This is a genomic window from Serratia sp. CY56464 (assembly GCF_052168435.1).
GTDB classification, from domain to species: domain Bacteria; phylum Pseudomonadota; class Gammaproteobacteria; order Enterobacterales; family Enterobacteriaceae; genus Serratia; species Serratia marcescens.
The window spans coordinates 1292815-1306462 of sequence record NZ_JBJNMV010000001.1; the positions used below are offsets into that span (position 1 = coordinate 1292815).

A 13648-nucleotide genomic window follows, 5' to 3' on the forward strand; every position below is an offset into this window, starting at 1 on the left:
GGAAGACGCATGGCATGCACTGTATCCATGCGCCTGACGCCTTATCTGACGCGAGCCGTCACCAGGCGGCGATTTCCGCCTCGGTGAGCGGGAGAGTTTGGGTGACGCCGGTTTCCGCCGCCAGGGTGGCCGCTTCCAGCACCGCCATCACCGCCAACGCCTGCGCAGCGGTGACCGGGTTGGCGCCTGCGCCGCGCAACGCATCGCGCACCTGGAAGTAATACTGGCGCTGATCGCCATCCGGTGTCGGCAGCGTACGCATCGGCTCCGTGCCGATAAACAGGCTCATCGCATCGTCGTCTTTGCCCCACTCCGCCGATCCCGGCGTCACGCCGGCCAGCAGTTGGCTTTCCTGCCCGTCGGCGCGCGCTTTGACCACGCTGCCTTTCTCGCCGTGCACGGTAAAGCGTGAGACGCCCCCCGCCACCAGCATGCTGCCATGCAGGATCACGCGGTGCGTCGGGTAGTTGAGCACCACGTGAGCCCAGTCGTTAATCTGCGCGTTGGGGCGCAGCGTGGCGATGTTGGCCTGCACGCTGTGCGGCAAGCCGAACAGCTGCAGCGCCTGATCGACCATGTGCGGCCCCAGATCGAACCACAGTCCGCTGCCAGGGAGGTTTTGTTCACGCCAGCGCACCCGCACTTCTGGGCGGTAACGATCGATGTGCGACTCAAAGTGCGTCACCTTGCCAATCAGCCCCTGTTCGATCACCTGCTTCACGCCCAGGAAATCGCTGTCCCAGCGACGGTTCTGGAACACCGACAGCAGGCGGTCGTGCTTCTCCGCCGCCGCAATCAGCGCGCGCGCCTGCGCCAAATCCAGCGTAAACGGCTTATCCACCACCACGTGCTTGCCCGCCTCCAGCGCGGCCAGCGCCAGCGGCGCATGGGTGGCGTTCGGCGATGCGATCACCACCAAATCCACCTCCGGCCGGCGGATGGCCTCCAGCGGATCGGCGATCACCTGCGCGTGCGGCAGATCGGCATGCACCTTGGCGGCATCGCGCGAAGCCACCACGCTCAGTTCCAACCCCGGCACCGCGTTAATCAGCGGCGCGTGAAACGCCTTGCCGACAAAGCCGTAGCCAATCAGCGCCACCTGCAACGGTCGAGCGGTATCGTTCATCAGTGTTCTCCTCTAGCGGTCGTCGGCGACGACACAAAGTTCAATCAATGACTGTTCGTCCAGGTTGTCCCACGGGCGATCGGTAAACAGGCGTTGGATCTGCGCCAGATCCGCCACGTGATGCGGTTCGCAGCGATCCAGCTTCATATGGTCGGCCACCAGCCAGCGCTCGCCGCTGTTAGCCAGCATGGCGCGCTTGACCTCTGCATCGGCTTCTTCGCCGGCGCTCAGTCCCAGCTGAGGATGCACCGCGCAGGCGCCCAGCAAGGCGATATCCGCGCGGTAACGCGCCAGCAACGCCAGCGTGGCGCTGCCGGCGAACAGCCGCTGGCGCGTATCCCACTGGCCGCCAAGCAGGATCAGGTTGATCTCCGGCCTGTCGCTCAGGCACTGCGCGATATCCAGCGAAGCGGTGATCACCGTCGCCGGGCCGCGCAACGCCTGCGCCACCGCCAACAGCGTACTGCCCGCATCCAGCATCAGGGTGCTGCCGGGCGGGATCTGCGCAGCCACCGCGCGACCGAGCCGCTGCTTGATCTGCGGCAACAGCGCCGCGCGCGCCTGACGTGGCATGCCGGACGGTTCGAGCGCGATCGCGCCGCCGTGATGTTTCTGCGCCAACCCTTGCCGCTCGAGATCGGCCAGATCGCGGCGCACGGTATCGACCGAAACGCCGATGGCGGTGGCCAATTCCGCCACCGCCGCCTGTCCGCGTTCGCTGAGCAAATCCAGTAAATGGCGCTGCCTTGCCGCTTTGTGCATGGGATTATTCCGCAGTAAAAAGCATAAAACAGCAATATACAGCAGATAACAGCAATGGAGAAGTCGCAATTGTGCGCACCGGCGATCAAACATCTTTTCGCCTGCGGGACGATGATGAAGGCATAACACATAACAATCCGGAGAAAGGCATGAACATCGATCTGACGTTTGAAGACCTGAGCGCACGCGCCGTGCAATACAACGCCCGCGCTTCGGTGGAGGATTTTGACGCCTGCATGGCGGAATACGCCGCGCTGGCCCAGCGAGCCAAGGCGCAGACGCCCGGCATTTACGACCTGCGCTACGGCATGAGCGCCGCCGAGCGCCTCGATCTGTTCCCGGCCTGCACACAGCCCGCCCCGCTGCTGATCTTTATTCATGGCGGCTATTGGCATTCACAGCGCAAAGAGGAAGCCTGTTCGATGGCCGCCGCGTTTGCTCGCCGCGGCGTGGCGACCGCCACGCTGGAATACACGCTGGCGCCGGAAGCGACGCTGGCGGAGATCGTACATGAGGTGCGCAGCGCCGTCGCCTGGCTTTATCATCACGGGGCGCCTTTCGGCATCGATCCGGCGCGCATTTTCGTCAGCGGCAGTTCGGCCGGCGGTCACCTGTGCGGCATGCTGATCGCCGACGGCTGGCAACAACGCTATCGCCTGCCGCCCGACGCGATCAAAGGCGCGCTGGCGCTGAGCGGCCTCTACGATTTGCGACCGCTGTGCGATATCTACATCAACGACTGGCTGCACCTGACGCCCGAACAGGCGCAAACCCTCAGCCCGCTGTTTCTGCTGCCGGCGAAAGACCATGCGCCGCAGATCCTGCTCGACGTCGGCCAGCGGGAAACGCAAGGTTTCAAAAACCAGACGCAGGCCTATTATGACGCTTGCCTGGCGCATGGCCTCGACGTCCAGCTGCTGGCCGACCGTCACTGCAATCACTTTACGCTGGTCAACGAGCTGGCGGATGCGGAAAGCGCGATGTTCCGGCAGGTGATGGCGATGATCGACGCAACGCAACGGTAGCCTGCCGCTGTAACCGCAGCCTGGCGGCGATCGTAATCACCGCCAGCGCGGCGAACAAGGCTCCGCACAGCAGGCTGCCCTGTAGCCCCCACGCGGTGATAAACCCGCCGCCCGCCAGCGCCCCCACCGCCACCCCCAGATTGATAAAAGCGATATACAGCCCGGTGGCGAACGCCGGCGCTTGCGGGGCTTCGGCGGTCAGCCAAATCTGCGTGACAATCAAACCGCTGGTGTGCGCCGCTCCCCAATACAGGCAAAGCGCCGTCATCGAGCCAATATTCACGCTGCCATAGCGATACAGCAGCGCATAAGCCACAATCAAGGCTATCGGATGCAGCAGCACCGTCACCGCACGATGGCGGCTCAGCCATCTGCCGGCCAACAGGTTGCCCACGACACCGCCCACACCGAACGCCACCAGAAGAAAGCCGATGACGCCGCGGCTGAGACCGATTTCGCGGCTGAGGTACTCGGCCGCGTAAGCATAGACGGCAAACATGGCGGCAAAGATCAGCACGCAGGTAGTGATATTCAGCCACAGCGTACCGCTGCGCAGGATTGCCAACTGTTTGCCATAGCTGAGGCGCTGTACGGCCGCATCAGGCAAACGCCACAGCAATCCCAGCGCCGCCAGAAGGTTCACCCAGGCACAGAACCTGAACGACGCTTCATAGCTGAACTGTCCGGCGAGCCATTGCGTCAGCGGTATCCCCAGCACCATGCCCATGCTGGTGCCGATGAACGCATAGGCGGTTGCTTTGGGAGCTTGATGCGGCGGATAAAGCGACGCGGCCGCCACCATGGCCAGTGAAAAATAGATCGGATGAAACAACGCCGGCACAATGCGCAGCAGCATGAGCATGGCGAAGCTGTCCACCTGTGCGGACAGCGCGCTGGCCGCCGCAAACACGGTCAACGCGATCAACAACATGCGTTTGCGATTGAATTGCGACGCCAACAGCACCAACAGCGGCCCGAGCAGCGCAATGGTCAGGGCGAAGATCCCGACCAGCCAGCCGGCCTGCGCCGTGGAGATGCCATACCGTGCAATGATCAGCGGCAAAATGCCCACCACGCCGAACTCGATGCAGTAAACGCCGAACAGCCCCAGTGCGAGGAAGAAAATCGGCGGCATCAGGCGCATTGCATCGCTCCCGTCGCGGCATAGACCGCCTGACAAATCTCGCCGACAAAGGCACCGGACATCCCTTCCAGCGCCGTGTTGGTAAACGCCACCACGCTGAGCTGTCGGGCAGGATCGACGAACCACGAGTGGCCATAGGTGCCGCCCATCCGCCAGGTCCCGACGGACTCCGGCGTGTGCGCGGCGACGGGATCTTTCAGCACGGTGATGCCCAGGCCAAACCCACGCCCCGGCCAAAACGGCATCGGCAAATCGCCGATTTGGTTGCTGGTGAACGCCGTCACCCATTCGGCCGGCAGCACCTGCCCGCCCCCCTGGCGCAACGTTTCCAGCAGGCGCAGGAAATCCTCCGCCGAACCGACCATGCCGGCGCCGCCGGAGGCGTACGCCAACGGATCCAGCGCACGCGCAGGTGACAGATGAAAACCGGCGCTGCCATCGATGAACGGTAAACGATCCGGTTGGCGCAGGCGGCGTGGCTCGCCGGGATGATCGGCGTAAGCGGTCGCCAGGCGCGCGGCGTCCACCGCCAGGAAATCGGTATCTGTCATCGCCAACGGCCCGGTCACCCATTTGTTGACCGCCTGCGCCAGCGGCAGGCCGCTCGCCTGTTCAATAACCGCGCCCAGCACATCGGTGGCGATAGAATAGCGCCACGCCGCGCCGGGCGGAGCCAGCAAAGGGGCGCAGGCAACGCGCCGCACGTTTTCCTGCAGGCTGACGGATGCGTCATCCATGCCGTCGGAGACGCCGAGCCGGGCATAGAATCCCCCTTCCGGCTGGAAAAAACGGTAGCTTAATCCGGCGGTGTGGGTCATCAAATGCCATAGCGTCAGCAACGGTTGGGTGCCGTCCGCCAGCCGCGGGCGAAAATTCGGCAGCCAACGCGTGATCGGATCGTCTAACCGCATGGCGCCTTGCGCCATCAACGCCAGCGCCGCCGTGGACACGATCGGTTTGGACACCGAGGCCAGACGAAACAGCGTATTGAGCGCCATCGGCTTGCCCGCTTCGCGATCCGCCATGCCCGCCGCGCAGCGATAAACGATCTCACCGCCCTGCGCCACCAAAACGACCGCGCCAACCAATCGTTTTTCGCGCAAGGCTTGCTCTATCGCGCCGTCAATCGCGTTGGCGGAGGATCCGTATTCATTCATCTTTATTACCTCAGATAGTCAGCCCATGCTGTCGCCACCGAGCATAGGGCGTGGCGATTAACGAAAAAACAGGCTAGATTTCCTTTCATAGCGGACACTCACGTCCGTAATAGGGCAAGCAATGGATAATCTGTCTGGGGTGAGCGTCTTTGTGCAGGCCGCGGAGACGCTGAGTTTCGTTGAGGCCGGGCGCGTGCTCGGCATTTCCGCTTCCGCGGTGGGGAAAAGCATCGCCCGCCTGGAAAACCGGCTGGGCACGCGCCTGTTTCACCGCAGCACGCGCAGCATGACGCTGACCGCCGAAGGCCGGCTGTTTCTGCACCGCTGTCAGCGCATTCTCGGGGAATTGGCGGCGGCGGAACGGGAAATCAGCGATACGCACAGCGCCCCGCGCGGCAAGCTGCGTGTCAGTTTGCCGCTGGTGGGCGGCCTGCTGAATCCGGTGCTGGCGGAATTTGTTCGGCGTTACCCGGAGATTGAGCTGGAAACCGATTTTTCCGACCGTCGAGTCGCGGTGATCGAAGAAGGGTTCGATGCGGTGATCCGCGTGGGCGATACCGAGGACTCTCGCTTAATGAGCCGCCAACTGGGCACGTTTCACCTACAGCTGGTGGCGGCGCCGGACTATCTGCGCCGGGCGGGAATACCCCGCCAGCCGGCAGAACTGCGCGATCACGCCTGCCTGTTATACAGATTCCCAACCACCGGCAAAGTCGAGACCTGGCCGGTGGCGGGCGGAGATAAACTGCTCGACGAAGGCCTGGGCAAGCGCACAGTATGCAATACCGTCGACACGCTGATTTACCTGGCGGAACAGGGCCTGGGCATCGCCTGCCTGCCCGATTTCGCGGTACGGGAGGCGCTGGAGCAGCAGCGGCTCCAACCCGTGCTTGGCGACCAATGCCGACACAGTGGCAGTCTCAAAATTCTCTGGCCTTCCAGCAAACATCTTACACCGCGTCTCAGGGCATTTATCGACATCATGAGCGTTCGCCTTTTCTCGGCCTAAGTCCTCTACCGAGTTAGAACAAATTCAGCTTTGCTTTGCACAAAAATAGCTAAAGCGCAGCCTGCTGCGCCTGCCAGCAGCCCTGACGGCGGCGCAGTGCCGTCGTGATATTCCATTCAGCGATATGGAAGCGCCGTTCGTTCTTTCGGGACAAAGAAAACCGCCACACAATACCTTTCACCCCGCACTCGTGCATAACCATCTATAAATTCAGGTGTTAACGCCTTGTCATTATCGATAACCGCCCAATTCGCTCATCTGATATTGAACAGCCAGCCGGATCAAACCGCTCTGTCAGCCGCTCGCCGCGGCGTGAAAGATTACTTCGCCTGCGCATTGCCGATTGCCCGCGGGGCGTTGAGCGATGCCGGTCTGGCAGCGATCGGCACGACGTTTCCGCCGAACGGCAGTGAGAACCGCGCACTGCGCTATGGCTATGTCAGCCACTCGTTGGACTTCGATGATTACCATCCTGCGCTGCGTGGCCATCCGAGCACCGTAGTGCTCTCCGCCCTGCTGGCGCTGAACGGTGAGAGTGACAATGTCACTGAACTGTTAACCGCCTATGTCATCGGCGTAGAGGCCGCTGGCCGGCTGGGATTGGCCGCTGGCACGCAACATTACGTGCTGGGTTTTCACAGCACCGCCACCCTGGGCGCGGTCGCCGCCTGCGCCGCCGTGGCGCGTTATCTGCAGCTTGACCAGCGGCAAACGCAGATTGCTCTCGGCCTGGCGGCCACCCAGGCGGCGGGCCTGCGCAGCCAGTTCGGTTCGGCGGCCAAACCGCTGCACGCCGGCCTGGCGGCACGCAACGCGGTCAACGCCGCCCTGCTGGCTCAGGCCGGTTTCATCGGCCAACCGGAGGGCGTGCTGGACAGCCTGCTGGCTTCCCACGGCGACGGCCGGCAAAAACCGGAATGCCTGACCGCCGGCTGGGGCGCGCCCTGGCGCATCCTGCTGCCGGGGCTGGAGTTCAAGCGCTACCCGACCTGCGGTGGCACTCACAGCGCGGCCGAGGCGGCGCTCGCCCTGCGCGAGCGGCTGCTGGAACAAGGCGACGCCCTTGCAGAGATCGCCCTGGTTGAGGTCAGTTTTCCGCCCGGCGCAGATACCGCGCCCTATATTCGCCAACCGGCCACCGGTGTGGAAGCGCGCTTTAGCCTCGAATACGTCATCGCCGATGCGCTATACCACGGCGAGGTCGCGCTGACGCATTACGGCGAACAGCCGGTCGATGCGGCTATCGCCGCCCTGGCGGCAAAAGTTGAGCGCCATGCCGATCCCGCGGCCCCGCCGGACGCGCTCGATCCGGAGATGCGCTTCCATCGCCTGACCCTGACGCTGCAGGACGGAAGGCAAATAAGTGACATAGTCACAAGAAAGCAAACCGCCGCCCGGCCAACAGACCTCGACGCCAAGCTGCGCGCCATTTTGCAGCTGCTTCCGGGCCTCGAAGGCGAGAGCGTTATCCGCGACTGTGCGCTTATGTCCCCTGGCGCGCTGCCGCGACTGATTGCATTGTTAAATTAATAATAAAACAGGAATAACTATGAGTACTTCACCTTCAACACCATCGCGCCAACTCCGTCTCGGCCTGTTCGTTCAGGCGCTGGGGCACCACATCGGGGGATGGCGCGCAGAAGGCGCCAGCGGTTCACCGACCGATATCGACTGGTTCACCTGGATCGCAAAAAAAGCCGAAGAAGGCACCTTCGATATGTTCTTCGTCGGCGACGCGCTGGCGACCAGCGTGCACCGCCTGCCCTCGACGATGTCACGCCTGGAGCCGCTGACGCTGCTCGCGGCGCTGGCGGTCAATACCCGCCATATCGGGCTGGCGGCGACCGCCTCCACCACTTTCGATCAACCTTTCCACCTGGCGCGCGCCATGGCCTCCATCGACCATATCAGCCACGGCCGCGCCGCATGGAACGTGGTGACCTCATTCTCCAGCGATGCGGCGCGCAACTTCAGCCGTGAAGATCTGCCGTCGCACGCCGAACGCTATGAGGTGGCGCGGGAATTCCTCGAGGCCAGCTACAAACTGTGGGATGGCTGGGAAAAAGACGCCATCGTGCGCGACAAGCAAAATGGCGTGTACGCCATCGACGAGAAAATCCACGCCGCCAACCATAAGGGCAAGCATTTCTCGGTGCAGGGCCCGCTGAACATTTCCCGCTCGCCGCAGGGGCGGCCAGTGATCATTGAGGCCGGCTCTTCCCCGGCCGGCCAACAGCTGGCGGCGGAAACCGCCGAAGTGGTGTTCACCGCCGCCGCCAGCCTGGAAGAAGGACAGGCTTTCTACCGCAGTCAGAAAAAATACGTGGCCGACGCCGGCCGCAACCCGGACCACCTGCTGATCCTGCCGGGTGTGATGCCGATTGTCGGCCGAACCAAAGAAGAAGCGCGAGAAACCTGGTATCAGCTGAATCAACTGGTGGATATCGATAACGGCATTGAGCAGCTGTCGGCGCGCTTTGGTTTCGATTTGAGCGATTACCCGCTGGACGGCCCGGTGCCGAATGTGGGCGCCACCGAAGGCGGCCAAAGCCGCGTGAAACTGCTGACCGATCTGGCCGCGCGGGAAAACCTGACGCTGCGCGAGCTGGCGGCCGTCGCGGCCGGTTCGCGCGGCCACCGCGTGGTGGTAGGCACCGCCGAAGAGATCGCCGACGACTTCCAGCTGTGGCTGGAACAGCAAGGCGCAGACGGCTTCAACATCATGCCGGCGGTGTTGCCTAACCAGCTGGAACTGTTCGTCGAGCTGGTGATCCCGGAGCTGCGCCGCCGTGGCCTGTTCCGTGAAGAGTATCAGCATGCAACCCTGCGTGAAAACCTGGGTCTGCCGGAACCGGCAATCAACTTCGCTAACGTAAAATCGGCTTAATCCGCAGGGAAATCATGATGAAAACCACATTCAAACGCACCGTACTGTCCCTGCTGTTGGCTTCCTCCACGCTGGCGCCGTTGGCCGCAGCTCATGCCGCTGAAGGCGATGTTCCCTTCAAGGCGGCGGTGAAAGCTGCCGCCGATCCGGCGCTGCATGACAGCCTGCCTGAAGCTATCAAAAAGGCCGGCTATATCGTTGCCGGCACCAACCCGAACACCCCGCCGACCACCTTTTACCAGGCGGACAACAAAACGCTGGCCGGGCGTGAAATCGACGTGATGAGCGCGATTGCCGATCGCCTGGGCGTGGCGATCCACTGGAAGGACACCGGCGGTTTCGACAACATCATCCCCGGCCTGAAGTCCGGCCGTTATGACGTCGCGCTGGCCAACATTGACGCCAACAAAAAGCGCTTCCAGCAAGTGGACTTCGTCGGCTATTACAACGCTTCCAAGCTGGCCTTGATCGCCCGCAAAGACGCTGCGCTTGGCCCTTACACCGAGCTGGCCCAGCTGTGCGGCCAGACCGTCGGCGCCGGCGCAGGCACCTCGCAGATCACCCGCCTGCAGCAGGCCAGCGATCAATGCGTCGCCGCCGGCAAGCCGGCCATCACCATGCCGATCTTCCCGGACCGCCCGGCCGGGGTGCAGGCGGTGATCAGCGGCCGCGTGCCGATGTTTTTCGGCCCGTATGAAGGGTTGCGCTACCAGGCCACCCACGTTAAACCGCTGACGCTGGCCGGTGATATCAACATCGACGGCACCACGGTGGCCATCGCCCTGCCGAAAGGCTCCGAACTGGTGAAACCGGTGCAGGCGGCGCTGAATTCTCTGATCGCCGACGGCAGCTACCAGAAAATCCTCGACGGCTGGGATATCGGTTTTGGTGCCGTGAAAACCGCCGGCATCAATGAAGAGATCGCAAAATGAGTGGGCAACACCCTGTCGACGACGCGGAACTGAGCATCGTCGGCCACCGGCATTACGGGCGCTGGCTCAGCGCCCTGGTTGTGCTGCTGATCGTCGGCGTTATCATCAATTCCATGCTGCACAACCCGCGCTTTGAATGGTCGGTGGTGGCGGAAAATCTGACCGAGGCGTCCATCCTCAACGGCGTGCTCATGACGCTGAAGCTGACGGTGATTTCGGTGGTGTTCGGCTTCGCCGGCGGCGTGCTGCTGGCGCTGATGCGCCTGTCGGCCAATCCGGTATTGGTTGCAGTAAGCTGGTTCTACACCTGGTTCTTCCGTGCGGTGCCGATGCTGGTGCAGCTGTTCCTGTGGTACAACATCGCCGCGCTTTATCCGCGCATCAGCTTGTGGATCCCGTTTCTGGGCGAAGTCGCCAGCGCGCCGACCAATACCCTTATCAGCACCTTCAGCGCGGCGGTGATCGCGCTGGTGATGCATCAGTCGGCCTATGCGGCGGAGATCGTGCGCGCAGGCGTCCAAAGCGTCGGCAGCGGCCAGCTGGAAGCCGCCAAAGCGCTGGGTTACCGTCGTGGGCAAATCCTGTGGCGCGTGGTATTGCCGCAGGCGATGCGCACCATCCTGCCGCCGGCGGGCAATGAGGTGATCGGGCAGTTGAAAACCACCGCGGTGGTGTCGGTGATTGCCCTGCAGGACGTGCTGTATTCGGCGCAGATCATTTACCAACGCACCTACGAGGTCATCCCGCTGCTGCTGGTCGCCACCCTGTGGTATCTGGCCATGACTTCGATTCTGTCGATTGGCCAATACTACGTGGAGCGCTATTTTGGCCGCGGCACGCAGGCAACGCGCAGCGGCGGGTTCTTCCTCAACCGCAAAGCCCCTCAGGGAGGTGAACAATGAGCGCATCCATCCACATCAACCGGGTGCGGAAATCCTTTTCCGGCACCGAAGTGTTGAAAAACATCAGCCTGACCATTCCGGCGGGGTCAGTGACGGTGATCCTCGGCCCTTCCGGCTCCGGCAAATCCACCCTGTTGCGCTGCATCAACCACCTGGAAAAGCTGGACGGCGGCACCATTCGCGTTGGCGAACAGCTAATCGGCTATCGTCAAAAAGGCCGGCATCTGTACGAGCTGAAAGAAGCCGAGGTGGCCGAGCAGCGTAAAAGCATCGGCATGGTATTTCAGCAGTTCAACTTGTTTGCGCACCGCACCGTGTTGCAAAACGTCAGCGACGCGCCGCAGCGGGTGAAAAAGGAAAAAAAAGCCGAGGCGCAGGAACGGGCGAAGCAGTTGCTGGCCCGCGTCGGGTTGGAACATCGCATCAACGCCTGGCCGCGTGAACTGTCCGGCGGCCAGCAGCAACGCGTCGCCATCGCCCGCGCGCTGGCGATGAACCCGCAGGTGTTGCTGTTTGATGAACCGACTTCCGCCCTCGATCCTGAATTGGTTGGCGAAGTGCTGCAGGTGATGAAAGACTTGGCGCATTCGGGCATGACGATGGTGGTGGTCACGCATGAAATCGGCTTCGCCCGCGAAGTGGCCGACCAGATTGTCTTTATGGATCAGGGAAAGGTGGTTGAAACGGGCAGCGTGCAGCAGGTTCTGGATGCGCCGGGACATGAGAGGACGCGCAACTTCCTGGCGACGGTATTGTAACCCTACGTCAGGGGGCGTTGCGTCCCCTGACGTTCAAATTCAGCCGTTATTTTTTCGGCCGATAGCGGAAAAGACGTTGAACACTTCACCCAGACCGTAAATCGCGCCGAGCAAGACGGCCACCATTACCGGCACCAGGACCACCACGGTGGCCAAGCTTTCAATCATTTCTAACATCGTTCTCTCCTGGTTTATAAGCACAGCGAATCTGCGCCGGAAGAAAAGGTTTCCGGCCAATCGATCGATTATCGTGGGGAGGCAGTCTAAAACGTGAGCCACATCACACTTGATGCGAGCTAATGTAACTTACACAATTACATTAACGCAATGCAAAAAATGCTCTGCGGGAAGACGGAATTGGCGTGGATTTTTATTGCGTATCCGCTTGATATTGCGATGAACAAGGGACGAAAGGATAGCCGGCTTGCCGCTCGACCTGCCCGGCCATTTCGGCGATGCTGGTTTGCGCCAGGCTGGCTTCCAGCGCGTGACCAACGCGCGCAAACTCTTGCTCCAGCACTGGGGTAATAGCGTGGCCGATATAACACGCATCGTTAGGCCGGGCGCGGTGCAGCATGAAATAAGGTTGATCCTCCACCGCACGATACACGTCCAGCAGCGAGATCGCTTCTGCCGGCCGCGCCAGCAGCGCCCCGCCGCCTTGCCCCATCTGCGAATAGGTCAGCCCGGCCTCCGCCAGCGCGCCGAGGATCCGCCGCACCACCGTCGGGTTGGTGTTGACGCTGCGCGCGATATCTTCGGAACGCACCGTCTGGCCACGACACAGCGTGATGTTGGTCAGAATATGGATGGCAACGGCAAATCGCGTAGAGGTAGACACCTTGGCACCTGCTCAGAGTTTCGTTTATGTCGGATTAAAACATAAGGAAAGCGTATCAGTTTCCAGTAATACACATAATGAGTAGGGATAAGCGGAATGTCAACCTGCCCCCGCCCGGCGGCGGCGGCAGGTCAGGCTTCAGTACTGATTTCTGTCACTTTATCGGGATAAAATGCCAGATGATCCTTGATCGCCACCACGGCGTTGTAAGGCATTTCATAGCTCCAGGCCGTATTGGCCCCCTGCCCGCCGTTCAGCGCGAAGGTGAAATAACTGCAGTCGCCCTTATACGGGCAGTAGCTGACGTGCTCGTTTTTCTGCAACAGCGCCATATTCACGTCCTCACGCGGAAAGTAAAACACCGGCGGATAGGTGGCTTCCTGCAGGATGAGCGCATTGCGACTGTCGGCCAGGATTTTCCCGGCAGCACGCACCACGACTCGCGTCGGATGACGGGTCAAGGTGATCGGGTGATCCGGGCCGGGGATTTTCACCGGTTTGCCGGATGCGGAAACGAGATCGGACATGGCGGCCTCCAGAGTGTGTGCCCCGCCCCCGCGAGGCGTCTTCCCAGTATAGACCAGCGGTTTTGTCGGCGGCCGCACATTCGGCGAGCAATCGCTTTTCACCGCCGCAAAATTAAGAATTTTTACCTGTTCGATTTTCTTTCTGAGGAATACATTCATCCCAACTTCTACCGGCGGGTTAATCGGATTATTTTTAATCCATTAATCAGCCAATTTACCAGGAACTCATTATGAATATTAAACGTGCCGCAGGTGTGTTGGTGGTGGTGATGGCGACGCTTTCCGTTACCGCATGTGGGCATATGTCCAATCGCGATCGCAACACGGCGATCGGCGCGGGCGTCGGCGCGGTCGGCGGCGCCGTGCTGACCGACGGCAGCACGCTGGGCACCCTCGGCGGCGCAGCGCTGGGCGGCATTATCGGCCACCAGACCAGCCGTTAATCCTCCCGTTAAAATAATTCTCTGCAGGCCGGCGCTTTTTTCATCCATAAGCGCCGGCCTGTTTTTATTTATCGAAATAACGTCCCTCAGCGCGGGGAAATAATGAATAACATTAAGCGCAGCTTTATTATTCAT

Annotated in this window: 15 protein-coding genes; 8 read left to right on the top strand and 7 right to left on the bottom strand. The window is 61.7% G+C overall.

What is annotated here, in order from left to right:
* Positions 1 to 58 precede the first annotated feature (58 nt).
* Together ACJ8KE_RS06285 and ACJ8KE_RS06290 are read right to left on the bottom strand one after the other, a co-directional pair.
* A complete protein-coding gene (locus tag ACJ8KE_RS06285) occupies positions 59 to 1126 on the bottom strand; it encodes an oxidoreductase (protein ID WP_016927769.1) in 1068 nt (355 codons plus the stop codon).
* Between the two features lie 12 nt (positions 1127 to 1138).
* Positions 1139 to 1888 carry a DeoR/GlpR family DNA-binding transcription regulator gene (locus ACJ8KE_RS06290; RefSeq protein WP_234214246.1) on the bottom strand — a complete coding sequence of 250 codons (750 nt, stop codon included), beginning with the start codon at positions 1886 to 1888 and terminating at the stop codon, positions 1139 to 1141.
* A gap of 149 nt (positions 1889 to 2037) precedes the next feature.
* Here ACJ8KE_RS06290 and ACJ8KE_RS06295 point away from each other — a divergent pair, with 149 nt between their 5' ends.
* Positions 2038 to 2913, top strand: a complete 876-nt coding sequence (locus ACJ8KE_RS06295) for an alpha/beta hydrolase (RefSeq protein WP_079452156.1) — start codon at positions 2038 to 2040, stop codon at positions 2911 to 2913.
* On the opposite strand, the gene ACJ8KE_RS06300 is transcribed toward ACJ8KE_RS06295, so the two are convergent.
* Together ACJ8KE_RS06300 and ACJ8KE_RS06305 are read right to left on the bottom strand one after the other, a co-directional pair.
* Entirely contained in the window at positions 2840 to 4057 is a 1218-nt protein-coding gene (locus tag ACJ8KE_RS06300; protein ID WP_016927772.1) for an MFS transporter, read from the bottom strand. The two genes, ACJ8KE_RS06295 and ACJ8KE_RS06300, sit on opposite strands and share 74 nt — an antisense overlap.
* Positions 4048 to 5214, bottom strand: coding sequence for a serine hydrolase domain-containing protein (locus tag ACJ8KE_RS06305; RefSeq protein ID WP_442517169.1), 1167 nt, complete (start codon positions 5212 to 5214; stop codon positions 4048 to 4050). The genes ACJ8KE_RS06300 and ACJ8KE_RS06305 overlap by 10 nt, the downstream gene beginning before the upstream one ends.
* A gap of 121 nt (positions 5215 to 5335) precedes the next feature.
* Between ACJ8KE_RS06305 and ACJ8KE_RS06310 the strand changes: the two genes are divergently transcribed.
* The 6 genes from ACJ8KE_RS06310 to ACJ8KE_RS06335 all read left to right on the top strand — a co-directional run bounded on the left by ACJ8KE_RS06310 (position 5336) and on the right by ACJ8KE_RS06335 (position 11702).
* Positions 5336 to 6223: a LysR family transcriptional regulator gene (locus ACJ8KE_RS06310; protein ID WP_016927774.1), complete on the top strand. Its 888-nt coding sequence runs from the start codon at positions 5336 to 5338 to the stop codon at positions 6221 to 6223.
* A gap of 225 nt (positions 6224 to 6448) precedes the next feature.
* Complete coding sequence (locus ACJ8KE_RS06315; RefSeq protein ID WP_442517170.1) at positions 6449 to 7753, top strand: MmgE/PrpD family protein; 1305 nt, start codon at positions 6449 to 6451, stop codon at positions 7751 to 7753.
* Between the two features lie 19 nt (positions 7754 to 7772).
* Positions 7773 to 9110 (top strand): LLM class flavin-dependent oxidoreductase, encoded by a 1338-nt coding sequence (locus ACJ8KE_RS06320; RefSeq protein WP_016927776.1) that lies wholly within the window; start codon positions 7773 to 7775, stop codon positions 9108 to 9110.
* A 17-nt stretch (positions 9111 to 9127) separates the two neighbouring features.
* The gene (locus ACJ8KE_RS06325; protein WP_016927777.1) at positions 9128 to 10042 is read left to right on the top strand and encodes an ABC transporter substrate-binding protein; all 915 of its coding nucleotides are present in this window, start codon (positions 9128 to 9130) and stop codon (positions 10040 to 10042) included.
* The gene (locus ACJ8KE_RS06330) at positions 10039 to 10944 is read left to right on the top strand and encodes an amino acid ABC transporter permease (protein ID WP_049299026.1); all 906 of its coding nucleotides are present in this window, start codon (positions 10039 to 10041) and stop codon (positions 10942 to 10944) included. Before ACJ8KE_RS06325 ends, ACJ8KE_RS06330 begins: the two co-directional genes overlap by 4 nt.
* The gene (locus ACJ8KE_RS06335) at positions 10941 to 11702 is read left to right on the top strand and encodes an amino acid ABC transporter ATP-binding protein (protein WP_016927778.1); all 762 of its coding nucleotides are present in this window, start codon (positions 10941 to 10943) and stop codon (positions 11700 to 11702) included. The genes ACJ8KE_RS06330 and ACJ8KE_RS06335 overlap by 4 nt, the downstream gene beginning before the upstream one ends.
* 39 nt (positions 11703 to 11741) lie before the next feature.
* On the opposite strand, the gene ACJ8KE_RS06340 is transcribed toward ACJ8KE_RS06335, so the two are convergent.
* From ACJ8KE_RS06340 to ACJ8KE_RS06350, 3 genes are all read right to left on the bottom strand, one after another.
* Complete coding sequence (locus ACJ8KE_RS06340) at positions 11742 to 11879, bottom strand: AcrZ family multidrug efflux pump-associated protein (RefSeq protein WP_016927779.1); 138 nt, start codon at positions 11877 to 11879, stop codon at positions 11742 to 11744.
* A 193-nt stretch (positions 11880 to 12072) separates the two neighbouring features.
* Positions 12073 to 12543, bottom strand: coding sequence for an Rrf2 family transcriptional regulator (locus tag ACJ8KE_RS06345; protein ID WP_016927780.1), 471 nt, complete (start codon positions 12541 to 12543; stop codon positions 12073 to 12075).
* Between the two features lie 131 nt (positions 12544 to 12674).
* A complete protein-coding gene (locus ACJ8KE_RS06350; RefSeq protein WP_016927781.1) occupies positions 12675 to 13070 on the bottom strand; it encodes a DUF427 domain-containing protein in 396 nt (131 codons plus the stop codon).
* A gap of 230 nt (positions 13071 to 13300) precedes the next feature.
* Between ACJ8KE_RS06350 and osmB the strand changes: the two genes are divergently transcribed.
* Entirely contained in the window at positions 13301 to 13513 is a 213-nt protein-coding gene (osmB, locus tag ACJ8KE_RS06355; RefSeq protein ID WP_004940700.1) for an osmotically-inducible lipoprotein OsmB, read from the top strand.
* The last annotated feature ends 135 nt before the right edge of the window (positions 13514 to 13648 follow it).

Bases quoted from the DNA above. Each gene is read 5' to 3' on its own strand.
- ACJ8KE_RS06310 (WP_016927774.1), top strand. From the start codon at position 5,336: ATGGATAATCTGTCTGGGGTGAGCGTCTTTGTGCAGGCCGCGGAGACG.
- osmB (WP_004940700.1), top strand. From the start codon at position 13,301: ATGAATATTAAACGTGCCGCAGGTGTGTTGGTGGTGGTGATGGCGACG.
- ACJ8KE_RS06295 (WP_079452156.1), top strand. From the start codon at position 2,038: ATGAACATCGATCTGACGTTTGAAGACCTGAGCGCACGCGCCGTGCAA.
- ACJ8KE_RS06350 (WP_016927781.1), bottom strand. From the start codon at position 13,070: ATGTCCGATCTCGTTTCCGCATCCGGCAAACCGGTGAAAATCCCCGGC.
- ACJ8KE_RS06300 (WP_016927772.1), bottom strand. From the start codon at position 4,057: ATGCGCCTGATGCCGCCGATTTTCTTCCTCGCACTGGGGCTGTTCGGC.
- ACJ8KE_RS06335 (WP_016927778.1), top strand. From the start codon at position 10,941: ATGAGCGCATCCATCCACATCAACCGGGTGCGGAAATCCTTTTCCGGC.
- ACJ8KE_RS06325 (WP_016927777.1), top strand. From the start codon at position 9,128: ATGAAAACCACATTCAAACGCACCGTACTGTCCCTGCTGTTGGCTTCC.
- ACJ8KE_RS06290 (WP_234214246.1), bottom strand. From the start codon at position 1,888: ATGCACAAAGCGGCAAGGCAGCGCCATTTACTGGATTTGCTCAGCGAA.
- ACJ8KE_RS06305 (WP_442517169.1), bottom strand. From the start codon at position 5,214: ATGAATGAATACGGATCCTCCGCCAACGCGATTGACGGCGCGATAGAG.
- ACJ8KE_RS06340 (WP_016927779.1), bottom strand. From the start codon at position 11,879: ATGTTAGAAATGATTGAAAGCTTGGCCACCGTGGTGGTCCTGGTGCCG.
- ACJ8KE_RS06285 (WP_016927769.1), bottom strand. From the start codon at position 1,126: ATGAACGATACCGCTCGACCGTTGCAGGTGGCGCTGATTGGCTACGGC.
- ACJ8KE_RS06330 (WP_049299026.1), top strand. From the start codon at position 10,039: ATGAGTGGGCAACACCCTGTCGACGACGCGGAACTGAGCATCGTCGGC.
- ACJ8KE_RS06320 (WP_016927776.1), top strand. From the start codon at position 7,773: ATGAGTACTTCACCTTCAACACCATCGCGCCAACTCCGTCTCGGCCTG.